General features: G+C 37.2%; 19 protein-coding genes. 11 read left to right on the forward strand and 8 right to left on the reverse strand.

The window, feature by feature from the left end; genetic code table 11:
- The first annotated feature begins 71 nt into the window (after nucleotides 1-71).
- From alaS to ACPF63_RS14615, 6 genes are all read left to right on the forward strand, one after another.
- Entirely contained in the window at nucleotides 72-2675 is a 2604-nt protein-coding gene (gene alaS, locus ACPF63_RS14590) for an alanine--tRNA ligase (RefSeq protein WP_426480409.1), read from the forward strand.
- A 419-nt stretch (nucleotides 2676-3094) separates the two neighbouring features.
- Entirely contained in the window at nucleotides 3095-4573 is a 1479-nt protein-coding gene (locus tag ACPF63_RS14595; RefSeq protein ID WP_426480410.1) for a hypothetical protein, read from the forward strand.
- Nucleotides 4574-4638: 65 nt separating this feature from the next.
- Nucleotides 4639-6468, forward strand: coding sequence for a cytochrome-c peroxidase (locus ACPF63_RS14600; RefSeq protein ID WP_426480411.1), 1830 nt, complete (start codon nucleotides 4639-4641; stop codon nucleotides 6466-6468).
- A gap of 297 nt (nucleotides 6469-6765) precedes the next feature.
- Nucleotides 6766-9093 carry a DUF5686 family protein gene (locus ACPF63_RS14605; RefSeq protein ID WP_426480412.1) on the forward strand — a complete coding sequence of 776 codons (2328 nt, stop codon included), beginning with the start codon at nucleotides 6766-6768 and terminating at the stop codon, nucleotides 9091-9093.
- Nucleotides 9094-9168: 75 nt separating this feature from the next.
- A complete protein-coding gene (locus tag ACPF63_RS14610) occupies nucleotides 9169-9405 on the forward strand; it encodes a hypothetical protein (RefSeq protein WP_077415407.1) in 237 nt (78 codons plus the stop codon).
- 8 nt (nucleotides 9406-9413) lie between these two features.
- Nucleotides 9414-10883, forward strand: coding sequence for a M20/M25/M40 family metallo-hydrolase (locus ACPF63_RS14615; protein ID WP_426480413.1), 1470 nt, complete (start codon nucleotides 9414-9416; stop codon nucleotides 10881-10883).
- A gap of 231 nt (nucleotides 10884-11114) precedes the next feature.
- Here ACPF63_RS14615 and ilvA read toward each other — a convergent pair whose 3' ends face one another.
- From ilvA to folP, 7 genes are all read right to left on the reverse strand, one after another.
- Nucleotides 11115-12377 carry a threonine ammonia-lyase gene (gene ilvA / locus ACPF63_RS14620; RefSeq protein ID WP_426483224.1) on the reverse strand — a complete coding sequence of 421 codons (1263 nt, stop codon included), beginning with the start codon at nucleotides 12375-12377 and terminating at the stop codon, nucleotides 11115-11117.
- Between the two features lie 11 nt (nucleotides 12378-12388).
- Nucleotides 12389-13435 (reverse strand): ketol-acid reductoisomerase, encoded by a 1047-nt coding sequence (gene ilvC, locus ACPF63_RS14625; protein ID WP_426480414.1) that lies wholly within the window; start codon nucleotides 13433-13435, stop codon nucleotides 12389-12391.
- Between the two features lie 45 nt (nucleotides 13436-13480).
- Nucleotides 13481-13762, reverse strand: a complete 282-nt coding sequence (locus tag ACPF63_RS14630) for a hypothetical protein (protein ID WP_052184688.1) — start codon at nucleotides 13760-13762, stop codon at nucleotides 13481-13483.
- 11 nt (nucleotides 13763-13773) lie between these two features.
- Complete coding sequence (ilvB, locus tag ACPF63_RS14635) at nucleotides 13774-15498, reverse strand: biosynthetic-type acetolactate synthase large subunit (RefSeq protein ID WP_426480415.1); 1725 nt, start codon at nucleotides 15496-15498, stop codon at nucleotides 13774-13776.
- Between the two features lie 6 nt (nucleotides 15499-15504).
- Nucleotides 15505-17187, reverse strand: coding sequence for a dihydroxy-acid dehydratase (gene ilvD / locus ACPF63_RS14640; protein WP_426480416.1), 1683 nt, complete (start codon nucleotides 17185-17187; stop codon nucleotides 15505-15507).
- 180 nt (nucleotides 17188-17367) lie between these two features.
- A complete protein-coding gene (gene ilvE / locus ACPF63_RS14645) occupies nucleotides 17368-18240 on the reverse strand; it encodes a branched-chain-amino-acid transaminase (protein WP_426480417.1) in 873 nt (290 codons plus the stop codon).
- 369 nt (nucleotides 18241-18609) lie between these two features.
- Nucleotides 18610-19380 (reverse strand): dihydropteroate synthase, encoded by a 771-nt coding sequence (folP, locus tag ACPF63_RS14650; RefSeq protein ID WP_175627229.1) that lies wholly within the window; start codon nucleotides 19378-19380, stop codon nucleotides 18610-18612.
- A 302-nt stretch (nucleotides 19381-19682) separates the two neighbouring features.
- Here folP and ACPF63_RS14655 point away from each other — a divergent pair, with 302 nt between their 5' ends.
- Genes ACPF63_RS14655 through tpiA form a run of 5 tightly spaced genes read left to right on the forward strand, consistent with a single transcriptional unit; the run spans nucleotide 19683 to nucleotide 23207 of the window.
- On the forward strand, nucleotides 19683-20249 hold the full coding sequence (locus ACPF63_RS14655) for a DUF1599 domain-containing protein (RefSeq protein ID WP_219072377.1): 567 nt from the start codon (nucleotides 19683-19685) through the stop codon (nucleotides 20247-20249).
- A 1-nt stretch (nucleotide 20250) separates the two neighbouring features.
- Entirely contained in the window at nucleotides 20251-21360 is a 1110-nt protein-coding gene (locus ACPF63_RS14660) for a BT_3928 family protein (RefSeq protein WP_426480418.1), read from the forward strand.
- 14 nt (nucleotides 21361-21374) lie between these two features.
- Nucleotides 21375-22055: a DUF6058 family natural product biosynthesis protein gene (locus tag ACPF63_RS14665; RefSeq protein ID WP_426480419.1), complete on the forward strand. Its 681-nt coding sequence runs from the start codon at nucleotides 21375-21377 to the stop codon at nucleotides 22053-22055.
- 3 nt (nucleotides 22056-22058) lie between these two features.
- Nucleotides 22059-22406: a TerB family tellurite resistance protein gene (locus ACPF63_RS14670; RefSeq protein WP_077415425.1), complete on the forward strand. Its 348-nt coding sequence runs from the start codon at nucleotides 22059-22061 to the stop codon at nucleotides 22404-22406.
- Between the two features lie 42 nt (nucleotides 22407-22448).
- Entirely contained in the window at nucleotides 22449-23207 is a 759-nt protein-coding gene (tpiA, locus tag ACPF63_RS14675) for a triose-phosphate isomerase (protein WP_077415427.1), read from the forward strand.
- A 96-nt stretch (nucleotides 23208-23303) separates the two neighbouring features.
- On the opposite strand, the gene ACPF63_RS14680 is transcribed toward tpiA, so the two are convergent.
- Entirely contained in the window at nucleotides 23304-24572 is a 1269-nt protein-coding gene (locus tag ACPF63_RS14680) for an esterase-like activity of phytase family protein (RefSeq protein ID WP_426480420.1), read from the reverse strand.
- Nucleotides 24573-24958 lie beyond the last annotated feature (386 nt).

The following is a 24958-nucleotide window of genomic DNA, read 5'->3' on the forward strand; positions in this document are numbered from 1 at the left end:
TACAAATCGCTTAAAAATAGTAAATTTGCATCTTATCAAAATTTGATATTAAAAAAAGCAAAAGCAATACTATGACATCACAAGAGATACGTCAAAAATTTTTAGATTATTTTAAAAGTAAAGGGCATCTTATTGTTCCTTCAGCTCCTATTGTGCTGAAAGACGACCCTACCCTTATGTTTTCCAACTCCGGAATGACGCAGTTCAAGGATTTTTTCCTTGGCTACAAAACGCCTACCGCCCCTAGAATTGCCGATACACAAAAGTGTCTTAGAGTTTCAGGGAAGCACAATGACCTGGATGATGTAGGTAGAGATACTTACCACCACACCATGTTTGAGATGCTAGGAAACTGGTCTTTCGGGGATTACTTCAAAAAAGAGGCTATTGCTTTTGCCTGGGAATTACTGACTGAAGTATACGGAATTCCAAAAGAAAATTTATACGTAACGATTTTTGAAGGTGATGCTTCTGAAAATCTGGACAGAGACCAGGATGCTTATGATTTCTGGAAATCTCACATTTCAGAAGACCGAATCATCAACGGAAATAAAAAAGATAACTTCTGGGAAATGGGTGAAAGCGGACCATGCGGACCGTGTTCAGAAATCCATGTTGACTTGAGAACACCAGAGGAAAAAGCTAAGGTTTCAGGACTTGAACTGGTAAATAATGACCACCCTCAAGTTGTAGAAGTATGGAACCTGGTTTTCATGGAATTCAACAGAAAAGCAGATAAATCTTTAGAGAAGCTTCCTGCTCAGCACGTAGATACGGGAATGGGCTTTGAACGTCTTTGCATGGCGCTTCAAGGGAAATCTTCCAACTATGACACCGATGTTTTCACTCCGCTTATTGCTAAAGTTGAAGAACTTTCAGGTAAAAAATATACCGGAATTTTAGAAGACGAAAAAGATATTGCGATCCGTGTTGTAGTAGATCATATCAGAGCGGTTTCTTTTGCTATTGCAGACGGACAGCTTCCTTCAAATGGAGGTGCAGGTTATGTAATCAGAAGAATTTTAAGAAGAGGAATTTCTTATTCTTACAGATTCTTAGGAATGAAAGAACCTTTCCTTTACAAATTAGTTGCTGTTCTTCAGGAACAAATGGGACCTTTCTTCCCGGAACTTGAAAAACAAGGAAAACTGGTTGCTGAAGTAATCAAAAGTGAAGAAGATTCATTCTTAAAAACAATTGAAAATGGTTTGATCAGAGTTGAAAAACTGATTCAGCAGACCATTGCAGATAATCAGAAAGTATTACCAAGTGAAGAAGTTTTTGAGCTTTATGATACTTATGGTTTCCCGGATGATTTAACAAGAATCATTGCTGAAGAAAAAGGGTTGACTATTGATGAAGCTGGTTTCAAAGTTGAAATGGAGAAACAGAAACTTCGTTCAAAAGCAGATTCTGCTCAGAAAGTATATGACTGGGTAAATCTTGAATCAAAGCCTGAAACATTTGTAGGATACGATCAGACTGAATCTGAAACCTATATTACAAGATACAGAAAGGTAGAAAATAAAGACGGAGAATTTTATCAGGTAGTATTGAGTAACTCTCCTTTCTATCCTGAAGGAGGTGGACAGGTTGGAGACAAAGGTGTTCTTGAAAATGCTGTTGAAAGTTTTGAAGTGCTGGAAACTAAAAAAGAAAACGGATTGATTATTTCATTGATCAGTGGACTTCCGAAAGATGCCGGTGCTGTTTTCTATGCTAAAGTAAATGCTTCTGACAGAAAAAATTCTCAGGCAAACCACTCTGTGACTCACCTTCTGCATGAGGCTTTAAGAGATGTTTTAGGAACTCACGTAGAACAGAAAGGTTCTTATGTAGGTCCTGATTATCTTCGTTTCGACTTCTCTCATTTCAACAAAATGACTGAGGAAGAATTGGCATTAATTGAAGAAAAAGTAAACAAAAAGATCAAAGAAAGTATTGCGTTACAGGAATTCAGAAATATTCCGATTCAGGAAGCTTTGGAGAAAGGAGCAATGGCTTTATTTGGTGAAAAATATGGTGACAGTGTGAGAATGATTCAATTCGGAAGTTCAAAAGAACTTTGTGGAGGAACTCACGTGAAAAACACCAGCGAAATCGGTCATTTCAAAATCACTTCCGAAGGTTCTGCAGCAGCTGGAATCAGAAGAATTGAGGCTATTTCAGGAGATAAATCAGAAGAATATTTCAACAATCTTGAAAAACAGATCACTGAACTTTCTCAACTGCTAAAGTCCAAAGATGTTGTAAGATCTATCGAAAAACTCATCGAAGAAAATGCTTCATTGAAAGCTGAAGTAGATGCTCTTAAAAAGGAAAAAGCAAAAGGAGAAATCGGTGAATGGAAGAATGCTTATGAGCAAAAAGGCAACAAGCAGCTTTTAGTAAAGAAAACTTCTCTGGATGCAGGTTCTGTAAAAGACATCGTATTCCAGTTGAAGAGAGAAATTCCTACTTCGGTAACGATTATCCTTTCTGATGCAGACGGCAAACCAATGATCACAGTTGGAGTTTCTGATGATCTGGCTGCAGATTATCAGGCAGGAGCTATCGTAAAAGATCTTGCAAAAGAAATCCAAGGCGGTGGCGGCGGAAACCCGGGTTTTGCAACAGCAGGTGGTAAAAACCTTGAAGGTCTGGAAAATGCTTACCAGAAAGCTTTGAATATATAAGAATAGAATACCTATTATAAATTTTAGAACAGGCTGTTTCATTTTTGAGACAGCCTGTTTCTGTTTTAATCATTATTTTTTTAACGCTAAGGACCGCAAAAAGACTCATGCTATCATAAATATTTCCGATTGCAAAGGCCGTTACACTCAGCCATGAAATGATTGCGTTTTTTGCTAAATAGAATACCTTTGCAAACGAAAAAAGTAGGTATCTAAAAGTCTTAGCGTCTCTGCGTTATAATATTCCATTCCTTATTAATCAGATATTCATCAAAATCTCTCTATTTATACCCGTTCTAATTATTGACCTTACCTTAACAAATCATCACTTAATCTTAAACTATTTGTTTTGTCTTCTTAAAACTTAGTTAACACTAGACCTCTAGTTTTGTCGTAATCGAAATTCAAAAAATATAATTATGAAAATTAACAAAACTATTGGAGCTCTATTCCTTGCAGCTATTGTTTTTCAAGGCTGTAATGATGACAATAACGGGGATTCCAACACCCCAGCCAATGACAAAATAAAGATTGAAAATTTTTCTAAAGAGCCTGCTTTCGTTTATGGAATGCAAGGTTTTGAAAATTTAAATATTACCACCCTTATTTCCAGCTCTGATGTACTTCCAGGTTCTCCTGACTTTGTTTTTGGAGGTCAGCCGGATGGAATGGGAATTATGAAAGATCCCAACTCTGACGGCTACCTGATGATCACCAATCATGAGATCAAACAGTCTGTATCAAGAGTATATCTGGATAAAACATTTAAGCCTGTAAAAGGAGAGTATATTTTAAACGGAACCGGAGGAATGACGAGATTATGTTCCGCTACACTGGCAACTCCTGAAACTCATGGTTTCAGTGCCTTTCTTACTGCCGGAGAATCTGGTGAAGAAAGTATGGTTCATGCTTTAAACCCTCTGGCGCCGGTATCTCAGGCAGCAGATAAAACAAGAGTAAAACCAGCTTTAGGAAAAGCTTCAATGGAAAATGCAGTTCCACTTCCAAAAGATGTTTCTAATGGAAAATCTTATATCATCATCGGGGAAGACCAGTCTTATTCATCTTCTCATCAGTCTGCAGGACAATTGATCATGTATGTAGCCGATACTCAGGGTGATTTGGATAATGGTAAGCTGTATTCTTTAAAAAGAACAAACAACAACTATACTGAAACGGATATGACGAAAGGAAGCAGCTACGATGTAGAATTTGTAGAAATTCCTAACGCCAAAAATCTTACAGGCGCTCAGATAAATCAGAAAAACATTGATAATAACGCCATCCGTTTTTCAAGAGTGGAAGATGTGGATTATAGAAAAGGAGCTGGAAAAGGAAGAGAAATTTACTTTACCGCTACCGGAGAATCTTCTGACGGTGTGAATCCGAAAGCAGGATTAACAATGTGGGGGAGAGTTTACAAGCTTGTTCTGAACCCCAACAATATGATGACAGGAAAATTAGAAGTTGTTGCTGAAGGAGATTCTAACCCAGGAAATAATCTGATCAATCCTGATAACTTATGTGTTACTGAGAACTTTGTATACATCCAGGAAGACGGAGATTCTTACTATAAAAATGCAAACCACGATTCTTATATCTGGCAACTAAATATTGCTACAAAGCAATATAAACCATGGTTGAATATGAAACATAACAGAAGTGATTCTGCATGGCAGACTGCTTACAACCAATCAGGGGATCTGCAGAAATTCGGTTCTTGGGAATTCGGAGCAATGGTTGATATTTCTGATATCATCGGAGTTCCTAATACCTTCTCTGTCAATATCCACTCACACACATGGCAGCTGGACAAATTTAAAAACCCTGACGGTTCCGGAATCAACACCAATAAAGAAGGTGGACAGATTGTAATCATCAGAAACGTAGAAAAATAGTTTTAATTCCTTCATATCAAATTAAAGTATCAATAGAAAATTTCTGTTGATACTTTTTCATACCTATGAATAAACTTTCAAAATACCCGATTCTTCTTTTCTTATACTGTGCAGCAGCACTCTTTACACTCTATTACTGTAAGAATGATAAGCAGCAGCCTGTATACGAAGATCTTGGTTCTGTAAAAAACAGGATTATCAAAACCAACAATGATTTTGAAAAACAGATCAATGAACTGAAAACCCTTGTTGCTGCAAATTCTGATGAAAAACTTCTTCAGGAAAAATTTCTTCAGGAAAAATTTCAGGACATCAGAAAAGCATACAAAAAAATGGAATGGGCTGTAGAATACTTCCTACCCCACTCTGCCAGGTTTATCAACGGTCCTGCCCTTCCTGAAATAGAAATGGATGAGCATACAGAAATAGAACCCGAAGGACTGCAGGTTTTGGAAGAGATGTTTTATCCCTACGAAAAAGGAAATAAAGATGAAGTGATCAGAATGCTTAATAAACTTATCAATAAAAGCAATACGATAGCCACCAACTTTCAGGTAATTACCATCAGCAAAGACCAGGTTTTTGATGCGTTAAGACAGGAAGCTTTCAGGATTTCAAGCTTGGGAATTGCAGGTTTTGACACTCCTGTTTCCGGAATATTTTTACAGGAAATGCCTTCTTCGCTGGAAAGTATCAAGGAGACACTGGAACAAATTTCCACGGAACGCTCGAAAGACAAAGCATTAAAAAGTATCATTGCAGAAATCAATTCAGCCATTAGAGTACTGAAAAGAAACACAGACAAAAATACATTTGATTATGTCAATTTTATTCCTGACCATTTGAATAAGATCACTGCTCTGATGCTTGATTTTAAAAATCAGGAGAATATTCCGGATGTAGAAGTCACTACTGCTCTAAACAAGAACGCAGCTACTTTTTTCTCTAAAAATGCTTTTAATCCTAACGCCTTCACGCCAGGAAAAGAATATGCCTACTCTGAAGAAAAAGCAGCTCTTGGCCATCAGCTTTTTAATGATAAAATCCTTTCCAATAACAATAACCGAAGCTGTGCAACATGTCATATTCCTGAGAAAGCTTTTACTGACGGGCTTGCCAGATCTATATCTCTGGAAAATTCGGAGCTTGCAAGAAACGCTCCTTCTCTCAACTATGCTGGTTATCAGCATGGCCAGTTTTGGGATATGAGAAAGGATGATCTTGAAGGGCAGAGTTCAGATGTGATCTCCAATAAAGAAGAAATGCATGGTGACCTGAATGTGATTCTGGCAAAAATAAATCAGGATAAAAACTATCAGGCGGCCTTTAAAAAGATTTATCATTCTCCAAAAACAGAGGTATGGCAGCTTCAGAACGTACTGGCAAGTTATATTCGTTCTTTGTCAACCTTCAATTCTGCTTTTGATGATTATATGAAAGGCAATAAGTCAGCAATGACGGAAAGCCAGAAACGTGGTTTCAATCTTTTTGTTGGAAAAGCCCAATGTGCAATATGCCATTTTGTTCCTTTATTTAATGGTACAGTTCCTCCCAATTTCAAGAAAACCGAACAGGAGGTTTTAGGAGTAGCAATCAATGGAGAAAATAAAACATTTGACAATGATCCGGGAAGAGGAAAGTTTCATGAAACAGTACCTTCATTACAACATTCTTTCAAAATACCAACCCTTAGAAACATCAATAAAACAGCTCCTTATATGCACAACGGAGGATACAAAACATTGAAAGAAGTAATGAATTTCTATAACAAAGGCGGTGGAAAGGCTTTTGGATTCAAAGTAGAAAACCAAACACTTTCTGATACTCCGTTGCAGCTTACCGATAAGGAAATAAATGATATTATTGAATTTATGAAGACTTTAGATGATCAATAAGCCATCATAAAATAATAACTGATCAAAAAATTCTTGAACAAACCAGATTCAGGAGTTTTTTTATTGGAAATTTCCAGGAAATGCAGAAAGACTATCTAAGCGTCCTCATCATTTAATTTTATAAGGCGCAAAGTCCATAAAAACATTAGATTAAATCAATGTTATACTATGTTAAAAACTTTTCCAGAACAATAAATATCATTAATTTTGACCTAGTATTTTTACATGAAAAGGGCTTTACTGTTATTATTTTTTTTACTCAGCTTTTTGGGGTATTCACAATCAAAAATTAAGATTGTGGATGACGCCAGTCAAAAACCTGTTTTTAATGCAAAAGTGTCATGTGATAACACAATCATTGGATACACCAATCAACAGGGCGTTTTGGAATTTAAAACAGAATGCAAAAACATTGATATTGACGCCGATTCTTACCAGAAAGAAACGATATCAGTGGAGAGCAGTATGGAAATTTCCCTCATCAAAAAATCTTCAAAAACCACCAGGATTGAAGCTGTAGTTATTGAAGATAAAAGTGATCCCCGGGCTTTGGAAATTCTGAAAAAAGTGAACAAACTTTTTAACGAAAACTCTCCAAAAAGCTTAGGTTCCTATTCTTATAAATCCTATGAAAAAATATCTCTGGATATTGATGAGGACAGCCTTTCACAGTTTAATCAGTATTTCAATGATTTAAACATTTTCAAGAAAAAAAGGGAAAAAGACTCACTGAATAATATTTCCGCAAGAAAAGTATTTTCAAAAAGCAAACTCTTTCTCTGGGAAAGGGCACAGGAGTTTTTATATTCCAAAAAATATGGTGAAAAGATCAATATTCTGGACAACAGAATTTCCGGTCTGAAGCAGCCTATTTATGAAATGATTGCGCTCCAGCAGAGTAACAGGGATATTGTTCCTGAGCAGGTGAAGCCGGAGAACAGAGGATTGTACAGATTCTTTCTTTCGGATACCGTTACTCTTGACGGGAGAAAAAACTTTGTGATCCGTTTCCGTGAAGTCAATTACAAAAAGCCGGACAGAAAGCGAAAGTATAACGGTGCTATTTATGTAGATACGGAAACCTACGGAATCAAAAAGATAGAAAATTTCAGTAAAAATAAAAACGACGGGATCATCACCAGCACATGGATATTCTATAATAACAAATGGTTCCTTGCCCATGAAAAAACCAAGCTTAAAATGGGTAAAATGGCGATGGACGATAAAGAGCATGCTGACGATAAGAAAACAAAAAAAAGTTTTGGAACCTACGCTTTTCTTACCTCAAAATATTTTGATTTCGAAGCTCCTATCAAAGAGAATCCCAAAGATTTCAAAGGCTACACCTTCTCTGTAAAAAATATTGACGGCCATTCTCTGGACCGTTACAGAACAGAGCCTCTTACTGAAAGAGAACAAAATACCTATAAGACCATTGATAGTTTAGGTAAAAAATATAAAATTGACAGAAAGGCGCAGATCTTATCCGGATTACTGAACGGACAGATCAGAGTAGGCTCTGTAGATTTCGCGGTGGATGAAATTGTCAATTATAACTCTTATGAAGGCTTCAGATTAGGTTTAAAGGCCAAACTTAATGAAAATTTCAACCCTTATTTTTCACCAGACTATTATTTTGCATACGGTGTAAAAGACAGAAGGTGGAAATACGGAATGGGTCTTGATATGAAAACCTCGCTGGAAAAAAATTCAATTTTCCGATTTGAGGTATATGATGACGTAACAGCATCAGGAGAGTTCAACAGAAAGCTCTGGAATTTCAAAATGAGAACGATGAATTTTGGAAATAACCTGAATAATGATAAATATTTCCATTTCAAAGGAGCCTCTTTATCGTATATGAATGACGTGACCAACGGTCTTACCCTTGCTCTTGCTGTAAGACGAAATACGGAAGCGGCAGAATTTGATTACCAGTTCAGAGACAGAGGGACTTCATACAGGAATTTCAATACACTTTTTACCTTAAAATATTCTCCGAATTCTACCAATATTATGACTCCTCAGGGAAAATCTCTGATCGACCAGAAATATCCTGAGTTGTATTTTAATTATGAGCAGAGCTACAAACTGCTGCAGGGGAACTTTAATTATTCCCGTTTTGATGCTCTTTTTGTTCATAATTTTAAGACTCCCATCGGAACTACTGGTTTCAGACTGTACGGAGGTGCCGTTTTGGGTGAAGCGCCAATCTGGAAAAACTTTACGATGAACGGACTTGCTTCCCCTGGTAAAGATTTCAATTTCAACCTTACCTCTTACCTTGGATTTGCTACTTTGGAGGGAGGAAAATATTATAATGATAGGTTTATTGCATATTACTTCACTCACAAGCTTCCCTTGTATTTCAAGAGTTTCGGACACAATGTTTCCAGCTTTGATTTTGTTCTGAGAGGAACTATCGGAGATATGAAACATCCGGAATACCATCAGTTTAAGTTCAGAAAGCTGGATCATCTGTATCAGGAAGTAGGCCTGGAATGGAATAATTTCCTTTCCAGTTATTTTAATTTAGGTTTATTCTACAGAGTGGGTTATTATGCAACACCACATTTCAGAGAAAATTTTGCTATCCAGTTTAAACTGAAGTTTCTCGAGTTTTAATACCCCATAAAATACAAAATCTTTATTTTTGAACCAGAATTCAGAAATATTCAACGATAATATATAAAAAAGAGCATGCAGAAAATCGAAATCAAAGCAGAACAGTTTTTTGAATTATTAAAATTAAAAGACACTCCGATGTGGGAAATTTTCTCACAGATGATCGATGGGAATGAAAAGGAAATTATCTTTTTAGACAATGAAGACAAGATCCTTTTCACTTACATTTTAGCTTCTACAAAGGAAAAACTGGAAGAAGACAGAAAGGAATTTTCAAAACAGTTTTCAGAGAAATTAGCTAACTTTGATTAAAAGTTTCTATGAATAAAAATTATGTTTTTTCTCTGCTAAGTCTTTTCCTGTTTACCATTGGAAATGCTCAGAATTATAAAAAACCTTTGGTTTCCGCCATCAAAGAAGCTGATCTTCGTACCGATATGTATCAGCTTGCTGCAGATCAGTTCTGGGGTCGTGAAGCAGGAACGCTGGATGAATTAAAAGTTTCTATGTGGCTTGCTGACAAAGCAAAAGAAGCCGGAATGAAACCCGCAGGTGATAACGGAACTTTTTTCCAGTTTTTTGATATGTACAGACATCAGGTTATCCCTCAAAGCAGCCTGAAAATTGGAGACAACAGTTTGAAACTATGGAAAGATTTCCTTGTTGCTGAGCCTGTGAATGCTTCTATAGATGCCGAAATTGTATATGCCGGAAACGTAGAACCTGAAGATCTTGCTAAATTAAATATTCAAGGAAAAGTACTTGCTGTAAACGCTTCAGACAAAAATATCTCAAAAGATATGACTCTTTTTGTAAGAAGATATCCTGGATTTGTAAGAAATAAATACTACAATAAAGCTTCTGAATTGGGGGCGAAAGCCATTATCTTCATTACCGATGATACCTCAGAACAAAGCTGGGTGGAAGTACTTCCTCAAATGACAAGAGGAAGCTATGGTGTAGAAGGATTGAGAGAAAAGATCACGAATAATATTCCAGTTTTATGGATTAAAAGAGAAAATGCAGGATGGGTAAAAAACAATCCTAAAGCTTCTCTGAACCTGATCACTGAAACCTACAAATATCCATCAGTGAATATCATCGGAAAAATAGAAGGTACCGATCCGGTTCTTAAAAATGAATATGTTTTGCTAAGCGGACATCAGGATCATGACGGAATCAGGCATCCTGTAAAAAATGATACCATCTACAATGGTGCCGATGATAATGCAAGCACCTGTGTTGCAATGCTGGCGATGGCAAGAGCTTACAAAAAACAGCCGGGAAAAAGAAGTATCCTGTTTGTTTTCCATGGAGCTGAAGAAAGAGGATTGTTGGGCTCCAGATGGCACGCAGCACATCCAGTTGTTCCAAAAGAGAAAATTGTAGCTGTATTGAATGGTGATATGATTGGAAGAAATGATAATAATGAGGCAGCTTTATTAGGAGGAAATGCTCCTCATAAAAATTCTGAAGAGCTTGTAAAAATGGCTGAAGAAGCCAATAACGAGAGTACAAAATTCAAATACCTGAAAGATTGGGATTCTCCAAGCCACGCTGAATATTTCTATTTCAGAAGTGATCATCTTCCTTATGCTAAAATCGGCATTCCTGCTATATTTTTCACCAGTGTACTGCATGATCAGTATCATACGCCACAGGATGAATCAGAAAATATCAATTACAAAAAGCTTTATAAAATGACGGAATGGATGTACAGAACATCCTGGAAAGCAGCGAATGAAGCTGAACGTCCAAAAATAATTTCAAATTTTTCGCTTGAAAGATAAAAATAAAAAGCTTCACCGATTGTGAAGCTTTTTATTTTTCATCATTGTGTTTTTAGAATCTGATTGATTACGAAATAATTTAATATTGAATATGTATTTAACCATTAAGTAAAATTTAGATTGTAAGGAAAGTTAAGATTCAAATGAATTTGAACAAAGCAATCTGCTTACTAAATATCTGAAGATATTTTTTTCATTATTCTTAAAAGCTTTATCAATCTTAATGGTTCATTAAATAAGTAAATTCATCAGCGAAGGGTCATTGTTCAGATAGTTGACAAAAAAATCATATTGTTTCATCTTATCGATTAAAGGGTTGAAATCTTTGTTTTGTTTCAGAGCAATTCCTACCACTGCAATTCCTTTTTCTTTTGAGTTTTTCTGGGTGTACTCAAAATAGGTAATATCATCATCAGGTCCCAGCACATCCATTACAAAAGTTTTCAATGCTCCCGGACGCTGTGGAAACCTGACCAGGAAATAATGCTTTAACCCTGCATAAAGCAACGCTTTTTCCTTGATTTCTTCCATACGGGTAATATCGTTATTACTTCCGCTGATGATACAGACTACATTTTTACCTTTTATTTCATCCCTGTATTTTTCCAATGCGGCTACTGAAAGTGCTCCCGCAGGTTCTACAACAATAGCATCTTTATTATACAATGACAAAATGGTCTCGCATACAAGTCCCTCCTCCACCGTAGCCATATCATGCAGGATATTTTTGCAGCGTTCAAAAGTAATATCTCCCACTTGCTGTACTGCTGCTCCATCTACAAACCTGCTTATCTTTTCAAGAAGAACAGGTTTCCCTTTTTCCAGCGCTTTTTTCATACTTGCTGCCGCTGAAGGTTCTACTCCAATGATTTTTGTGTGTGGTGACAGATGTTGGAATACAGAACAGATTCCTGCTGCCAGCCCACCTCCTCCAATCGGAACAAAAAGATAATCAATAACACCCTCAGCCTGCTCCAGAATTTCCAGCGCTGTTGTTGCCTGCCCTTCAATAATTGCCGGATCGTCAAAAGGATGAATAAATACACTGTTATGGTCTTTACAAAACCTCATCGCAGCATCTTTTGCAGCATCGAAAGTATCTCCGTACAAAATAACGTCTATGTATTCTCCACCGAACATTTTCACCTGCTCAAGCTTTTGTCCGGGTGTTGGCAAAGGCATGAAAATAGTTCCTTTCACCTTCATTGTCTGACATGCAAACGCCACTCCCTGCGCATGATTTCCGGCACTGGCACACACCACTCCTTTTAAAAGTTCTTCCGGTGACATTGTTGCCATCTTATTGTATGCTCCTCTGATCTTATAAGATCTTACTCTTTGAAGGTCTTCTCTTTTGAAACGGACATTCGCCTCATAAATAGCTGACAGATTATTATTGACAGCTAAAGGTGTTTTTACCACTACATTTTTTAATCGTTCCTCCGCTTTATAGACATTCTCTAAAACGAAGGAACTTATTTCCTCTTTCATCATCTGTTTGATAATTAATTGTTTTCGGGTCTGAGGCTTCGTACAGTCTTGCCAGCTTTCCACATTTCGCTTTCTCTTAACTCTGTAAGTTCAACTTCCAGTTTTTCACGATAATCCGGCTTGCTGTTACTGTCAATCGAACGTTGTGCTTCATTTCCTTTGGCTACGTTGTCATACAATTCTTCAAATAAAGGCGAAGTAGCATCTCTGAAACGTTTCCACCAATCTAAAGCTCCTCTCTGAGCGGTTGTGCTGCAATTGGCATACATCCAGTCCATTCCGTTTTCTGCCACTAAAGGCATTAATGACTGCGTGAGTTCTTCCACTGTTTCATTAAAGGCTTCAGAAGGGCTGTGTCCGTTTTTTCTCAATACATCATACTGAGCAGCAAATATTCCCTGTACAGCTCCCATTAATGTTCCACGTTCTCCGGCAAGATCGCTGTATACTTCTTTTTTAAAATCGGTTTCAAACAGATATCCGCTTCCTATCGCGATACCCAATGCAGTTACTCTTTCTCTGGCTTTTCCTGTAGCATCCTGATAAACGGCAAAACTGCTGTTCAGACCTCTGTTCTGGAGAAACATTCTTCTCAACGAAGTTCCTGAGCCTTTTGGTGCTACCAGAAATACATCTACATCAGCTGGAGGAACAATTCCCGTACGTTCGCTGAAAGTAATTCCAAAACCATGAGAAAAATATAATGCTTTTCCTGGGGTAAGGTATTGTTTTACTTTTGGCCAGTATTCAATCTGTGCAGCATCGCTCAGAAGGTAGCAGATTATGGTTCCTTTTTCTAAAGCTTCTTCAATTTCAAATAAAGTTTCTCCCGGTACAAATCCGTCTGCAATTGCTTTATCCCATGATTTGGAGTTTTTCCTCTGTCCTACAATAACATTAATTCCGTTATCTTTCTGATTCAAAGCCTGTCCGGGTCCCTGTACTCCGTATCCAATTACCGCTACTACTTCATTCTTTAATACTTCCTGAGCTTTTTCCAACGGAAATTCATTTCTCGTTACTACGTTCTCTTCTACTCCTCCAAAATTCAATTTTGCCATTTTTTTTGATTTTATAATTATTGATTATGATGTTTAATTTTATGTTTAGCTTGCATATTCTACAGCTGTCAGGTATGGATTTCTGTGATAATGTACTTCCAGAACGTCTACCTGTTTTTCCATTTGTCTGCTGATTTTCTGAACAGAATCTTCTGTTTCTCTGATCACGATGACAAACTTTTTTACTTTTTCTATTTCTGAAGGACCTACATTGAAGGTCACCATAGAAATTCTTCTTCTTGAAAAAATAGCATTGATCCGGCCGATCAATCCTAAATAATCTTCTGTATACGCTGTAATGGTATATTCTTTATGATCTGTTTTCATCTTTTTTATTTTTAAAATTTATTATTCAGTACGATTTCTGAAACACTTTTCCCCTGAGGAATCATTGGAAATACATTATGTTCTTTTCCCGTCATGACCTCAAGAAGAAAAGCGCCGTTGTGATCAAGCATCTGGCGAAGTGCCCATTCCAGATCTTCTCTTTCAGACACTTTATTTCCCGGGATATTATATCCTTTTGCCACCTGAACGAAATCGGGACTCTGAATATCCACTGAGGAGTATCTTTCTTCGTGAAACAATTCCTGCCACTGCCTTACCATTCCCAGATAACAGTTATTAAGAATTAATATTTTGACCTCCGGATGATACTGCATAATGGTTCCTAATTCCTGAATATTCATTTGAGCACCTCCATCTCCCATGACAGCAATTACAGAACGGCCAGTCCCTGCATAAGATGCACCTATTGCGGCAGGAAGACAAAACCCCATGGTTCCCAATCCGCCACTCGTTACATTGGTACGGGAATTCTTAAATTTAGAATAACGGCATGTTGCCATCTGATGCTGTCCCACGTCTGTTACAATGACCGCCTCTCCTTCAGTCATCTCGTTCAGATAGCGGATGACTTCTCCCATAGTAATTTCTCCTTCTTCAGGATAAAGCTCTTTATTGATGAGACTGTTATTTTCAATTTCATGACAGTTTTTAAATCTTTCATACCATTCCGGGTATTCTCTTTTTGCAATCCACTTTGTAAGAAATGGAAGGGTATGTTTACAGTTTCCAAGAACCGGAATATCCACTTTTACATTTTTATTGATCTCTGCTTTATCTATATCCAGATGAATGATTTTTGCCTGTTTCGCATACTCATCCAGTCTTCCTGTTACACGGTCATCGAAGCGCATTCCGACAGCAATCAAAACATCACACTCATTGGTTAATATATTCGGTCCATAGTTTCCATGCATTCCTACCATTCCAACGGCTTGTGGATGATCGGTAGGAATGGCACTCATTCCTAAAACCGTCCATGCCACCGGAATTCCAGATTTTTCGGCAAACTCTAAAAACTCTTTTTCAGCATTCCCCAACATAATCCCCTGTCCTGCGATAATGAATGGTTTTTCTGCCTCATTGATCAGCAAAGCCGCTTTTTCAATACTTTCAAAACATGGATCAGGATTGGGTTTATAACTTCTCAATGAATAACATGGAGAATATCCTTTATAATCAACAGATTGCAGCTGGGCATTTTTGGTAACATCAATCAGTACAGGACCAGGACGACCTGATTTTGCTATGTAGAATGCTTTTGCCAATACTTCAGGAAGCTCATTGGCATCAGTCACCTGATAATTCCATTTGGTAACCGGACTTGTAACGTTCATCACATCTATTTCCTGAAAGGCATCGGTTCCGAGAAGGTGTTCAAAAACCTGCCCTGTAATGCATACCAGAGGAGTATTATCCAGTAGAGCATCAGCCAGTCCTGTTACAAGATTGGTTGCTCCGGGACCACTGGTTGCCAATACGACACCGACTTCTCCTGAAACTCTTGCCAGACCCTGCGCCGCATGTACGGCAGCCTGTTCGTGACGTACAAGCACATGTTTCAGGTTCTCCTGATAGTCGTAAAGGGCATCATAAATAGGAATAATAGCCCCTCCCGGATATCCGAAAACGGTTTTCACCCCTTCCTGAAGAAAAGCTTCAAGAATGATCCGGCTTCCGCTAAGTTGTATTTCTGTTGATAAATTCAGGTTTTCCATATACTTTTATTGAGTGATTTCGTCCGTTACACAGCCTTCTGCCGCTGATGATACTGTTAATGCATATTTATAAAGCAATCCTTTCTGTACTTTAAGAGGTGGTTTTTGCCATCCTTCCTTTCTTCTTTTTATTTCTTCTTCTGAAACTTTGAGCTGTATAGTGTTGTTTACAGCATCAATTTCAATCAGGTCATCATCGTTTACAAAAGCGATCAGGCCTCCTTCATGAGCTTCCGGAGTGATGTGTCCTACTACAAATCCATGGGTTCCTCCGCTAAATCTTCCGTCTGTAATCAAGGCGACACTGCTTCCCAGACCTGCACCAATCAGTGCACTCGTAGGTTTAAGCATTTCGGGCATTCCGGGAGCACCTTTCGGACCTTCATTTCGGATGACGATAACATCACCATGCTGTACGGTTCCATCCTGAATCCCTCTGATCAGGTTCTTTTCGCCATCAAATACGCGGGCTTTTCCTACAAAACGTTCTCCTTCTTTCCCTGTGATCTTTGCCACACTTCCTTTTTCAGCAAGATTTCCATACAGTATTCTCAAATGTCCGGTAGCTTTTACAGGTTCTGACAATGGTTTTATGATTTTCTGTGTATTGAAATCCAGATCCGGAACATTTTCTAAATTTTCGGCTAATGTTTTTCCGGTTACCGTTACACAATCACCGTGTAATAATCCTTGGTTTAAAAGGTATTTCATTACTGATGGTATTCCTCCGTGTTCATACAGATCCTGCATCAGATATTTTCCGCTTGGCTTTAGGTCTGCCAATACCGGAGTTACATCACTCATCTTCTGGAAATCATCCTGAGTAAGAGGCACTCCTACACTTTTTGCCATGGCTATGAAATGTAAAACCGCATTGGTACTTCCTCCAAGAATAACAATCATACGCAGAGCATTTTCAAAAGCTTTACGGGTCATGATATCTGATGGTTTGATGTCTTTTTCCAATAATACTTTCAGATATTTTCCTGCTTCATGACATTCTTCCTGTTTTTCTTTACTCAAAGCAGGATTAGAAGAGGAATACGGAAGACTCATTCCTAATGCTTCTATCGCTGAGGCCATTGTATTGGCGGTATACATTCCACCACATGCGCCTGCTCCCGGACAGGAATTCTTTACAACCCCATCAAAATCTTCTTCTGTGATTTCTCCTGCAATCTTTTTTCCCAAAGCCTCAAAAGCAGAAACAATGTTAAGCTGTTCACCTTTGTAGCAACCGGGCGCAATAGTTCCTCCGTAAACCATGATGGATGGTCTGTTCAGCCTTCCCATCGCAATAATAGTTCCCGGCATATTTTTGTCGCAGCCCGGCAATGCAATCAGTCCGTCATAGTACTGTGCTCCGCAGATGGCTTCTATACTGTCAGCAATTACATCACGGCTTACCAGAGAATAGCGCATTCCATCTGTTCCATTGCTCATCCCGTCACTCACTCCAATTGTGTTAAAAATTAATCCGGCTAACCCATGATTCCATGTTCCCTTTTTTACAACCTGAGCCAGATCATTCAAATGCATATTGCAGGTATTTCCGTCGTAACCCATACTGGCAATTCCGATCTGAGCCTTATGCATATCTTCTTCTGTAAATCCTATCCCGTACAACATTGCTTTGGCTGCGGGTTGTTCACTGTTCTGCGTGAATGTTTTCGAATATTTATTTAACATATCTTTCCTGCATTTTCTATTATTTTCCTTTCTTTAAAATGGAGTTCTTTACTAAATTTTGATCCAAAACTACATTTTGTAATATTCTTTTCATTTTCAATTTTTATAAAAATTACAATATTCAATCATTTAAAAAACAGATATATTCATCTGATAATCACATATTTAAATTCTTAAAATCTACAATGACAGAACTCTTACCAATTTCAAATATGCCTGCTGTACTCTTCCACTTGAAGTCTCTTCCCAATTTCTGGTGAAAGGAACATCATCAAGAGAATCCAGGGCAACAATTTCTGCTGCCGTACCACAGAAAAAACCAGCATCTGCACCACGCATTTCTTCCGGTTTAAAAAATGTTTCTTCTACAGGGATATCAAGCTCATTACAAATCTCCATAACGGTTTGTCTGGTGATTCCCGGAAGGATGCTTCCTTTGGCCGGAGTAAATAAAACCCCGTCTTTTTCGTAGAATACATTGGCACCGGAACTTTCGGCAACATTTCCGTTTTCATCCAATACCAGCGCTTCATCGTAACCTTTGTCTTTGGCATCCTGACAGGCCAATATTGAGTTTACATAATGTCCTCCTACTTTGGCTTCAACCTTGAAAGCTTTAGGATTAGGACGTTGAAAAGGGGAAGTCATAATTTTCATTTTATCTGCCAGATAGCCGTTATTCCATTCCCAGGCAAGAAGTGACAGATAAGATTTTTGTCCTTTTGAAAGGGACATATTGGGTGAACACGTGACCAACGGACGGATATAAGCATCAGTAAAACCATTACGATCCAGAAGTTCATAAGTAAGTTCTGTAAGCTGGTTCACAGAATAATCGAAGGGAATATGCATTAATTCAGCTGATCTTATTAGCCTTTCATAATGTTCTTGTGCTTTAAAAATCCTGGCTCCATGATCGGTGCTGTAAGATTTAATTCCTTCAAAAACTGAGTAACCATAGTGAAGTGATTGTCCATACAGATCTGTTCCGGCATCTTTCGCTTTCATAAATTTTCCGTCAAAGTAGATCGTCGTGTCGTCGTTATAATACATGTTATAGAGGTTTAAAAAATTAACAAAAGGGAATAAAAAAAGCCCTCTCACGCTGTGAGAGGGCTCAATATATGTACAGTCATACATCTTCCTTCTCACAGACGTAAGGGAATAATAATGACGATAATAATTACTGATAATAACTGATACATACTTTTTTATTGTAAAAAATTAAAACAAAAAAAACCGTTTCATAATTTGAAACGGTTCTATATATAATTTAAATTTAAATCTATCTAAAATGCCGTTTCCTTCCTGCTGTTAATGACAGCAGCAATAATAGAAATGACAATAATATTTTTCTGATTCGTAAAATTCATACTGCAAATGTATAAACTTTTTAATTACTCACAAGTTTTTTTACACTTTTTATTTTTTCCGTAAAAACTGGGTAAGCGTTTCCTTTGCTTCAGCCACATCATGAACCCTTACAATCTTTGCTCCCTGTTCTAGTACTTTCATATGAAGTTTTTGCGTTTCTTCATTGATATCCAAAGGTGATTTCCCAAGAGGTTTGTAGATAAATGACTTTCTGGAAATACCTATTAAAAGGGGAAATTTTCCAAATCCGAGATATTCAACTTCATGGATCATTTTCATCTGATCTTCTCCTGTTTTTCCGAAACCAAAACCAGGATCAAGAATGATGTCATTCACTCCTTTTTCTAAAAGTTCCTTTGTCTTTTTAGCAAAATATTGGTTCACTTCCAGTGTAATATCTTCAAACTTTATTTTATCGTGCATAGTTTTGTAGGAAGGATTTACATGCATCAAAATGTAGGGAAGTTTCGTTTCAGCAGCTGTATCAAACATTTCTACATCATACTGACCGCCTGAGATATCATTGATCAGATCAATTCCTTCATTGAAACCAAATTTTACTGTTGCTGCATAAAAAGTATCAAGAGAAATCAAGACTTCCGGAAATTCTTTTTTGATCAGAGAAATGATATTTCCGATTCGGTTTATTTCTTCTGCAGCACTTAAAAATTCTGCATTGGGGCGTGTAGACTGAGGTCCGATATCCAGTATTTCTGCGCCATCTTTCAACAGTTTTTCTGCATGTTTCAAAGCTGATTTTTCCTCATTGAATTTCCCGCCATCAGAAAATGAATCCGGAGTCAGATTGAGGATTCCCATGATTTTTGGAGTATCAAGCTGTACTAAACGACCATTACAATTGATTGAGTGGGTTGGAGCGTTGGAGGGCTGGAGAATTGGAGATTTAGAGAGCATGGATTTTATAATTGATCATTATTTTTGTACTGCAAAATTAGTGATTTATGATGTTTTAATAAGAGGTAGGAAGCTAGAAATTAGAAATTATTGTCTGGAAGCCAGAAGCTGGAGACACCCTCTCAAACCCTCTCACTCACAAACTCAGCTCATCAAATTCAAAAATCTAAAACCGAATTCGTATATTTGGAAGATTAAGAAAATTTATGTTAAAAACATCAGTACAGTTCGAGAAAGTTATCAGTCAGTGTCGTGATCTTTTCGGTAAAAAATTACAGGATTACGGTGCAGCATGGAGGGTTTTAAGACCAAGCTCTATTACGGATCAGATTTATATCAAAGTGAACAGAATCCGTACGCTGCAGATGACTGATAAAAAAATGGTGGATGAGAGTGAAGAAGATGAATTTATCGCAATTGTCAATTACTCTATCATTGGACTTATTCAGCTGGAGAAGGGTCTTTCCAATGATTTCAATGAAAATAAAGAAGAAATTTTAGGTCTGTATGACCAATATTCCAACGAAGCAAAAGCTTTAATGGAGAGAAAAAATCATGATTATGGTGAGGCATGGAGAGATATGAGAATCTCTTCGATCACAGATCTTATTTATCAGAAAGTATTAAGAACTAAACAGATTGAGGATAATCAGGGAAAAACGATCGTCTCAGAAGGGCTTGACGCCAACTATTTCGATATGCTGAATTATGCTGTCTTCTGCCTGATCAAGTTCTCAGAAAAAGAAAATCAATTCGAACCCAAAAATATTTAATATGCTCAAAGGTTTATTACGCTTTATTATTGCTGTTATTTTTATCCTTTCAGGCTTTGTGAAAGCCGTGGATCTGGTAGGTTTTTCTTTCAAAATGGAAGAATATTTTGCTCCTCCTGTTTTCAACATGCCGTTTTTAGAAAAGTTTGCTCTGCTTTTTTCCATTATCGTAGTGGTACTGGAGCTTTTCTTAGGATTTATGTTACTGCTTAAATTAAAGCTTAAATTTACCTTATCCATATTAATTGCGCTTTGTATTTTCTTTGGATTCCTTACGTTTTATTCAGCCTATTTCAATGTGGTAACAGACTGTGGATGTTTTGGAGATGCCGTCAAATTTACACCTTGGCAGAGCTTTCTTAAGGATATTGTGCTTCTGGTAGGATTGATCATATTATTTGTCTTGTACAGAAAAGATTTCCGTAAAAAAGATGAGTATGGAGTGACCAAGAAAGAGTCTTCCAATACATTTAAATATATCCTTTTAACAGTTTTTTCACTGGGAATGATTTATGTGATGGCACAAGGGATTATGCATGAACCGATCATTGATTTCCGTGATTATAAAATAGGAACGGACATTAAAGGTGAAAAAGGAAAAATTGAAAAAAATCCTTCTGAATATAAGACTTTTTATTCTCTGAAAAACCAGAAAACAGGGGCTGTTATAAAGGTAAATCAGGATGCTTATATCAAAAAAACAGAATACTGGGCAGAAGGTTCTCCCTGGAAAATTGAGGAAGGAAAAAATGAATCTGTACTGATCAAAGAAGGTTACAAATCTGAAATTGTGAAATTTAAGATTGAAGATCCTACAGGAATGGAGGTTACGAACGAGATCATCAACGCTCCAAAAGCCGTTTTGGTATTCTCTTATCATCCAAAAGATGTTTCTGCTGATCTGCTTCAGAAGGTGGAAGCTAAAGTAAATACACAAAAAGGAGCTCTTATCTATGGAGTTTCTACCTATCCAAATACTTTTAAAACCATTAAAAACGCAATGATGGACGGAACTGCCATCAAAACCATAGCAAGAAGCAACCCGTTTGTACTGATTCTTGAGAATGGAAAAATTATAGACAAACAACCCGCAAAAGATTATATCAACTAATTACTTCAATAGTGATGGAACAAAATTTCGCTTATATCAATGAAAATTATATTACGGAAGATGAATTGTGTACTGTAACGGATATCAGTAAAGATGATCTGGCTGCGTTTATTCAAAATGAATTAATTCCACAGCCTTCTTATACAGTTTCCAGAAGTATCAGAATTACTTCTCCTCTTAATGATGAATTTGAAAGTGAGATTATAGAAAAATATTTCAGTAAAAACTGTATTTCACTGGTTAAGAAGAATAAAGAATTGAACGATATTCACCAATATAAGACAAAATTTAAAGAAAATTTCATCCAACATCTGATCAATCATCCTGATAAAGGTTTTGCTTATGACGGTAAATTCAATACTCCTTTTCCGGAACAGGAGAAGCTAGATGAAATATTTGAAAGTGAATGGGCTGCCTATTGTAACGGAATCTATGGGATTTGTACATTACATTCTACGGAGGAGGAAATTGTAAAAAAGGAAATTGCAGTAAAAAAACTGATTCATTTCAACACAGAATTTTCTGATAAAAAACTTACTGTAAGTGAATCAGAAGAACTGATAAAATTGAGTGAAGAATTCAACGAAGTAACACAGAAATTTGCTCCTTATCAAAGAAAATTAAGCAGCAGAGGTAAGTATCTTGATAAAATTTTAGAAGAAAATAACTTAGACGATCTAGTAAAAAAATATTAAAACATGCAAAAATCAAATAAATCAATCGCCGGATATCACTTATTAATGATCCTTTCTTCTGTAGACGGAGAGTTTGCTCCTGAAGAAGGAATGCTGGTACAACAATATATGGCGGATGAATTTCCGTTCAGAATGAATCTTGACAACGAATTGGAAACACTGGCTCTTTTACAGCCCGAAGAATGGAAAGATCATTTTGAATTTCATGCAAGATGTTTCCATGATGATTCTACAGAAGATGAACGTGTAAAGTTTGTTCAGTTTGCAAAATCACTGATCAAAGCGGATAATAAAGTAACTGAAGAGGAGCATACTTTCTACGTTCTGCTGAAAAACCTTTGGGGATTATAATCACGAAATAAATAAATGAAGTAAATAAATATAATAAATGTTATGAGAAGAAAAATAGTTGCAGGCAACTGGAAAATGAACAAAAATGTAATTGATGCACAACAATTGATGATTCAGTTACTAAGCTATAAAAACAACAATGCTACCCACTGTGAGGTTTGGATCGCTCCGCCAGCATTATATTTGATGATGGCAAAAGACATCTTTGAAAAGGATGAAATCGGAGTATTTTCTCAGGATATGAGCGAGTATGAAAGCGGAGCTTACACAGGAGAAATTTCTGCAGATATGCTGGAATCTATCGATGCTACCGGTTCATTGATCGGACACTCTGAAAGAAGACAGTATCACGGAGAAACAGATTCTCACTGTAACAGAAAAATCAAATTAGCACTTGACAAAGGTCTTATTCCTGTTTACTGTAACGGAGAAACTCTTGAACAGAGAAAAGCAGGACAACATCTGGAAGTGGTAAAAAATCAGACTGAAGTCGCTCTTTTTACACTTTCTGCTGAAGAAATCAAGAAGGTAGTGATTGCTTACGAACCGGTTTGGGCTATCGGAACAGGAGAAACGGCAAGTCCGGAGCAGGCTCAGGAAATTCATGCACACATCAGAAGTATCATCGCTGCAAAATACGGACAGGAAGTTGCTGATGAAATTTCAATCCTTTATGGAGGATCTGTAAAGCCAGACAATGCAAAAGAAATTTTCTCTCAGCCGGATATCGACGGAGGTCTTATTGGAGGAGCTGCTTTGAAATTAGAGGATTTCTCTAAGATTATTGAGGGTTTTAACTAATATTCAAAAAAATAGGTTCCGGATAAAGTCCACTCCTATTGATAAATAAAAACGGCGGCATCTTCGATGCCGCCGTTTTCCGTTAAAAAAATCTAATTATTGAATATCGACTACATACATAGTTCCTTTATCTACCTTCCCTGTTTTAGGAAGAATCTTAGCTTTCGGGTTACCATTTCCATCATCCACTACTCCAAAATCATCATCATTGAAAACAGCCAGTTTATTATTTCCTAAATAAACAATTCCCTCAAACTTATCATGTTCATAGCCCAGTTTTGCAACCAGATCTACAGCTAATGTTTTGGTAACAGTTTTTATCCCGGCATTCGTAATTTCATCCCATGAGCATTGCTCTAAGGCTTTTCCATTCACTTTCATACCATCTACGGCAGCAATATCAGTTCCGTTCACATCGGAAGCATTGCTCAGGTTAATTCTGTATACTTTTTTAATTCCTCCCTGAGATCCGAAATTCCCATCTCTTTCAATCACCAGGAATTCATTGTTACTTAATGCAGTAATATCACATACTGAATCTGAAGCGCCTCCATCCTGTTTATACAAAAACTGTTTGGTCTGCCCTGTAATAATATCAAAGGTGACAATTCTCGTTAAAGTGGTATTGGTTGCCAATGCTTTGCTGGGTACAAGCATCATCGACTGTATCGTTCCTACCAGCGTTCTTCCGTCTGGAGTAATACACAGGCCTTCCATTCCTCTGTTGGCTCTTCTCTTTGCTAACACAGCAGGTAATTTTCTTGTTCCGGTATTTACACCTATCGGGCTTATTCTTTCCATTTCTACTCCGTCTGCACTGTAATGCACAATATGCGGTCCGTATTCATCAGAAACCCAGAATGTACCGTCTGCTGCTGCTACAATACTTTCACTGTCCAGTCCATACTGATCAGTACCTAAAACATTTCCGGAAGCATCATAAGCAATTTCCCCCGTACTTCCCATCCCTACCGGATTTGGTAATCCCGTAATAGGTTGCCCGGATGGATTTTTAAGTTTAATATATTTGATTACCTCTACATTTCCGTCAGCATTGATTTTAAAATGCATAATTGTTGGAGTAAAGTTAGGAGCTAGAAACTTTTTACCATTCTGAAAGTCAGTATTTGGTCCTCTGTCTGTAATGACATAGAATTCGCCTTTTCTTGTAGGATGAGCTGCTGCTCCGGAACCAAATCCGCCATTAATGACATCTACTCCGTTTATCGCAGCCAGTTTTGTAAACGGAAATTCCTGAGGGAGTTTGGAATAATTAATATCCTGATTAATCATTTTGGTATCATCATCACTTTTACATGAAGTCAATACTGCCAGCACTACAACAGACAATAGCAATTTTTTCATATTCACTCTTATAGCTGCGAAAATAGAGATTGATTATAAACTGATCTTGAATATAATGATAATTGTATTTTAACAATAGAACCAAAGTGAAGCACAGCTAACTTTAGGCGTTTTCCGTTGCGAAGAAAAAATCCAGTATTTATCCTAAGGTTGTTAAGAAATAGTTAAAGTGGACATGCAAAACCACCCCGTCAAAAATTCTTTGAATTTTCGCCACCCCTCCAAAGGATGGCAATTTTTACGTCTTCAATTGGAATTTGGTCTGGATTGAGATTCCGTCTGAAGTATTTCTTCTTGAATGATTGCGGCTGGATTCCTACGGAATGACAAACTGTATGTATAAACCATCATTTCAATTGCGTCATTCCGCAGGAATCTAAACAGTC

It is taken from the genome of Chryseobacterium sp. R2ACT005 (assembly GCF_049949215.1).
GTDB lineage: Bacteria > Bacteroidota > Bacteroidia > Flavobacteriales > Weeksellaceae > Chryseobacterium.

What these genes read in the sequence shown, in the direction of transcription:
- folP (WP_175627229.1), bottom strand. Translation starts at nt 19,380, where the DNA reads ATGGGAATCCTCAATCTGACTCCGGATTCATTTTCTGATGGCGGGAAA.
- ACPF63_RS14600 (WP_426480411.1), top strand. Translation starts at nt 4,639, where the DNA reads ATGAATAAACTTTCAAAATACCCGATTCTTCTTTTCTTATACTGTGCA.
- ilvD (WP_426480416.1), bottom strand. Translation starts at nt 17,187, where the DNA reads ATGTTAAATAAATATTCGAAAACATTCACGCAGAACAGTGAACAACCC.
- ACPF63_RS14615 (WP_426480413.1), top strand. Translation starts at nt 9,414, where the DNA reads ATGAATAAAAATTATGTTTTTTCTCTGCTAAGTCTTTTCCTGTTTACC.
- ilvE (WP_426480417.1), bottom strand. Translation starts at nt 18,240, where the DNA reads ATGTATTATAACGACGACACGACGATCTACTTTGACGGAAAATTTATG.
- ACPF63_RS14670 (WP_077415425.1), top strand. Translation starts at nt 22,059, where the DNA reads ATGCAAAAATCAAATAAATCAATCGCCGGATATCACTTATTAATGATC.
- ACPF63_RS14610 (WP_077415407.1), top strand. Translation starts at nt 9,169, where the DNA reads ATGCAGAAAATCGAAATCAAAGCAGAACAGTTTTTTGAATTATTAAAA.
- alaS (WP_426480409.1), top strand. Translation starts at nt 72, where the DNA reads ATGACATCACAAGAGATACGTCAAAAATTTTTAGATTATTTTAAAAGT.
- ACPF63_RS14665 (WP_426480419.1), top strand. Translation starts at nt 21,375, where the DNA reads ATGGAACAAAATTTCGCTTATATCAATGAAAATTATATTACGGAAGAT.
- ilvA (WP_426483224.1), bottom strand. Translation starts at nt 12,377, where the DNA reads ATGATGAAAGAGGAAATAAGTTCCTTCGTTTTAGAGAATGTCTATAAA.
- tpiA (WP_077415427.1), top strand. Translation starts at nt 22,449, where the DNA reads ATGAGAAGAAAAATAGTTGCAGGCAACTGGAAAATGAACAAAAATGTA.
- ACPF63_RS14630 (WP_052184688.1), bottom strand. Translation starts at nt 13,762, where the DNA reads ATGAAAACAGATCATAAAGAATATACCATTACAGCGTATACAGAAGAT.
- ilvB (WP_426480415.1), bottom strand. Translation starts at nt 15,498, where the DNA reads ATGGAAAACCTGAATTTATCAACAGAAATACAACTTAGCGGAAGCCGG.
- ACPF63_RS14655 (WP_219072377.1), top strand. Translation starts at nt 19,683, where the DNA reads ATGTTAAAAACATCAGTACAGTTCGAGAAAGTTATCAGTCAGTGTCGT.
- ACPF63_RS14680 (WP_426480420.1), bottom strand. Translation starts at nt 24,572, where the DNA reads ATGAAAAAATTGCTATTGTCTGTTGTAGTGCTGGCAGTATTGACTTCA.
- ACPF63_RS14660 (WP_426480418.1), top strand. Translation starts at nt 20,251, where the DNA reads ATGCTCAAAGGTTTATTACGCTTTATTATTGCTGTTATTTTTATCCTT.
- ilvC (WP_426480414.1), bottom strand. Translation starts at nt 13,435, where the DNA reads ATGGCAAAATTGAATTTTGGAGGAGTAGAAGAGAACGTAGTAACGAGA.
- ACPF63_RS14595 (WP_426480410.1), top strand. Translation starts at nt 3,095, where the DNA reads ATGAAAATTAACAAAACTATTGGAGCTCTATTCCTTGCAGCTATTGTT.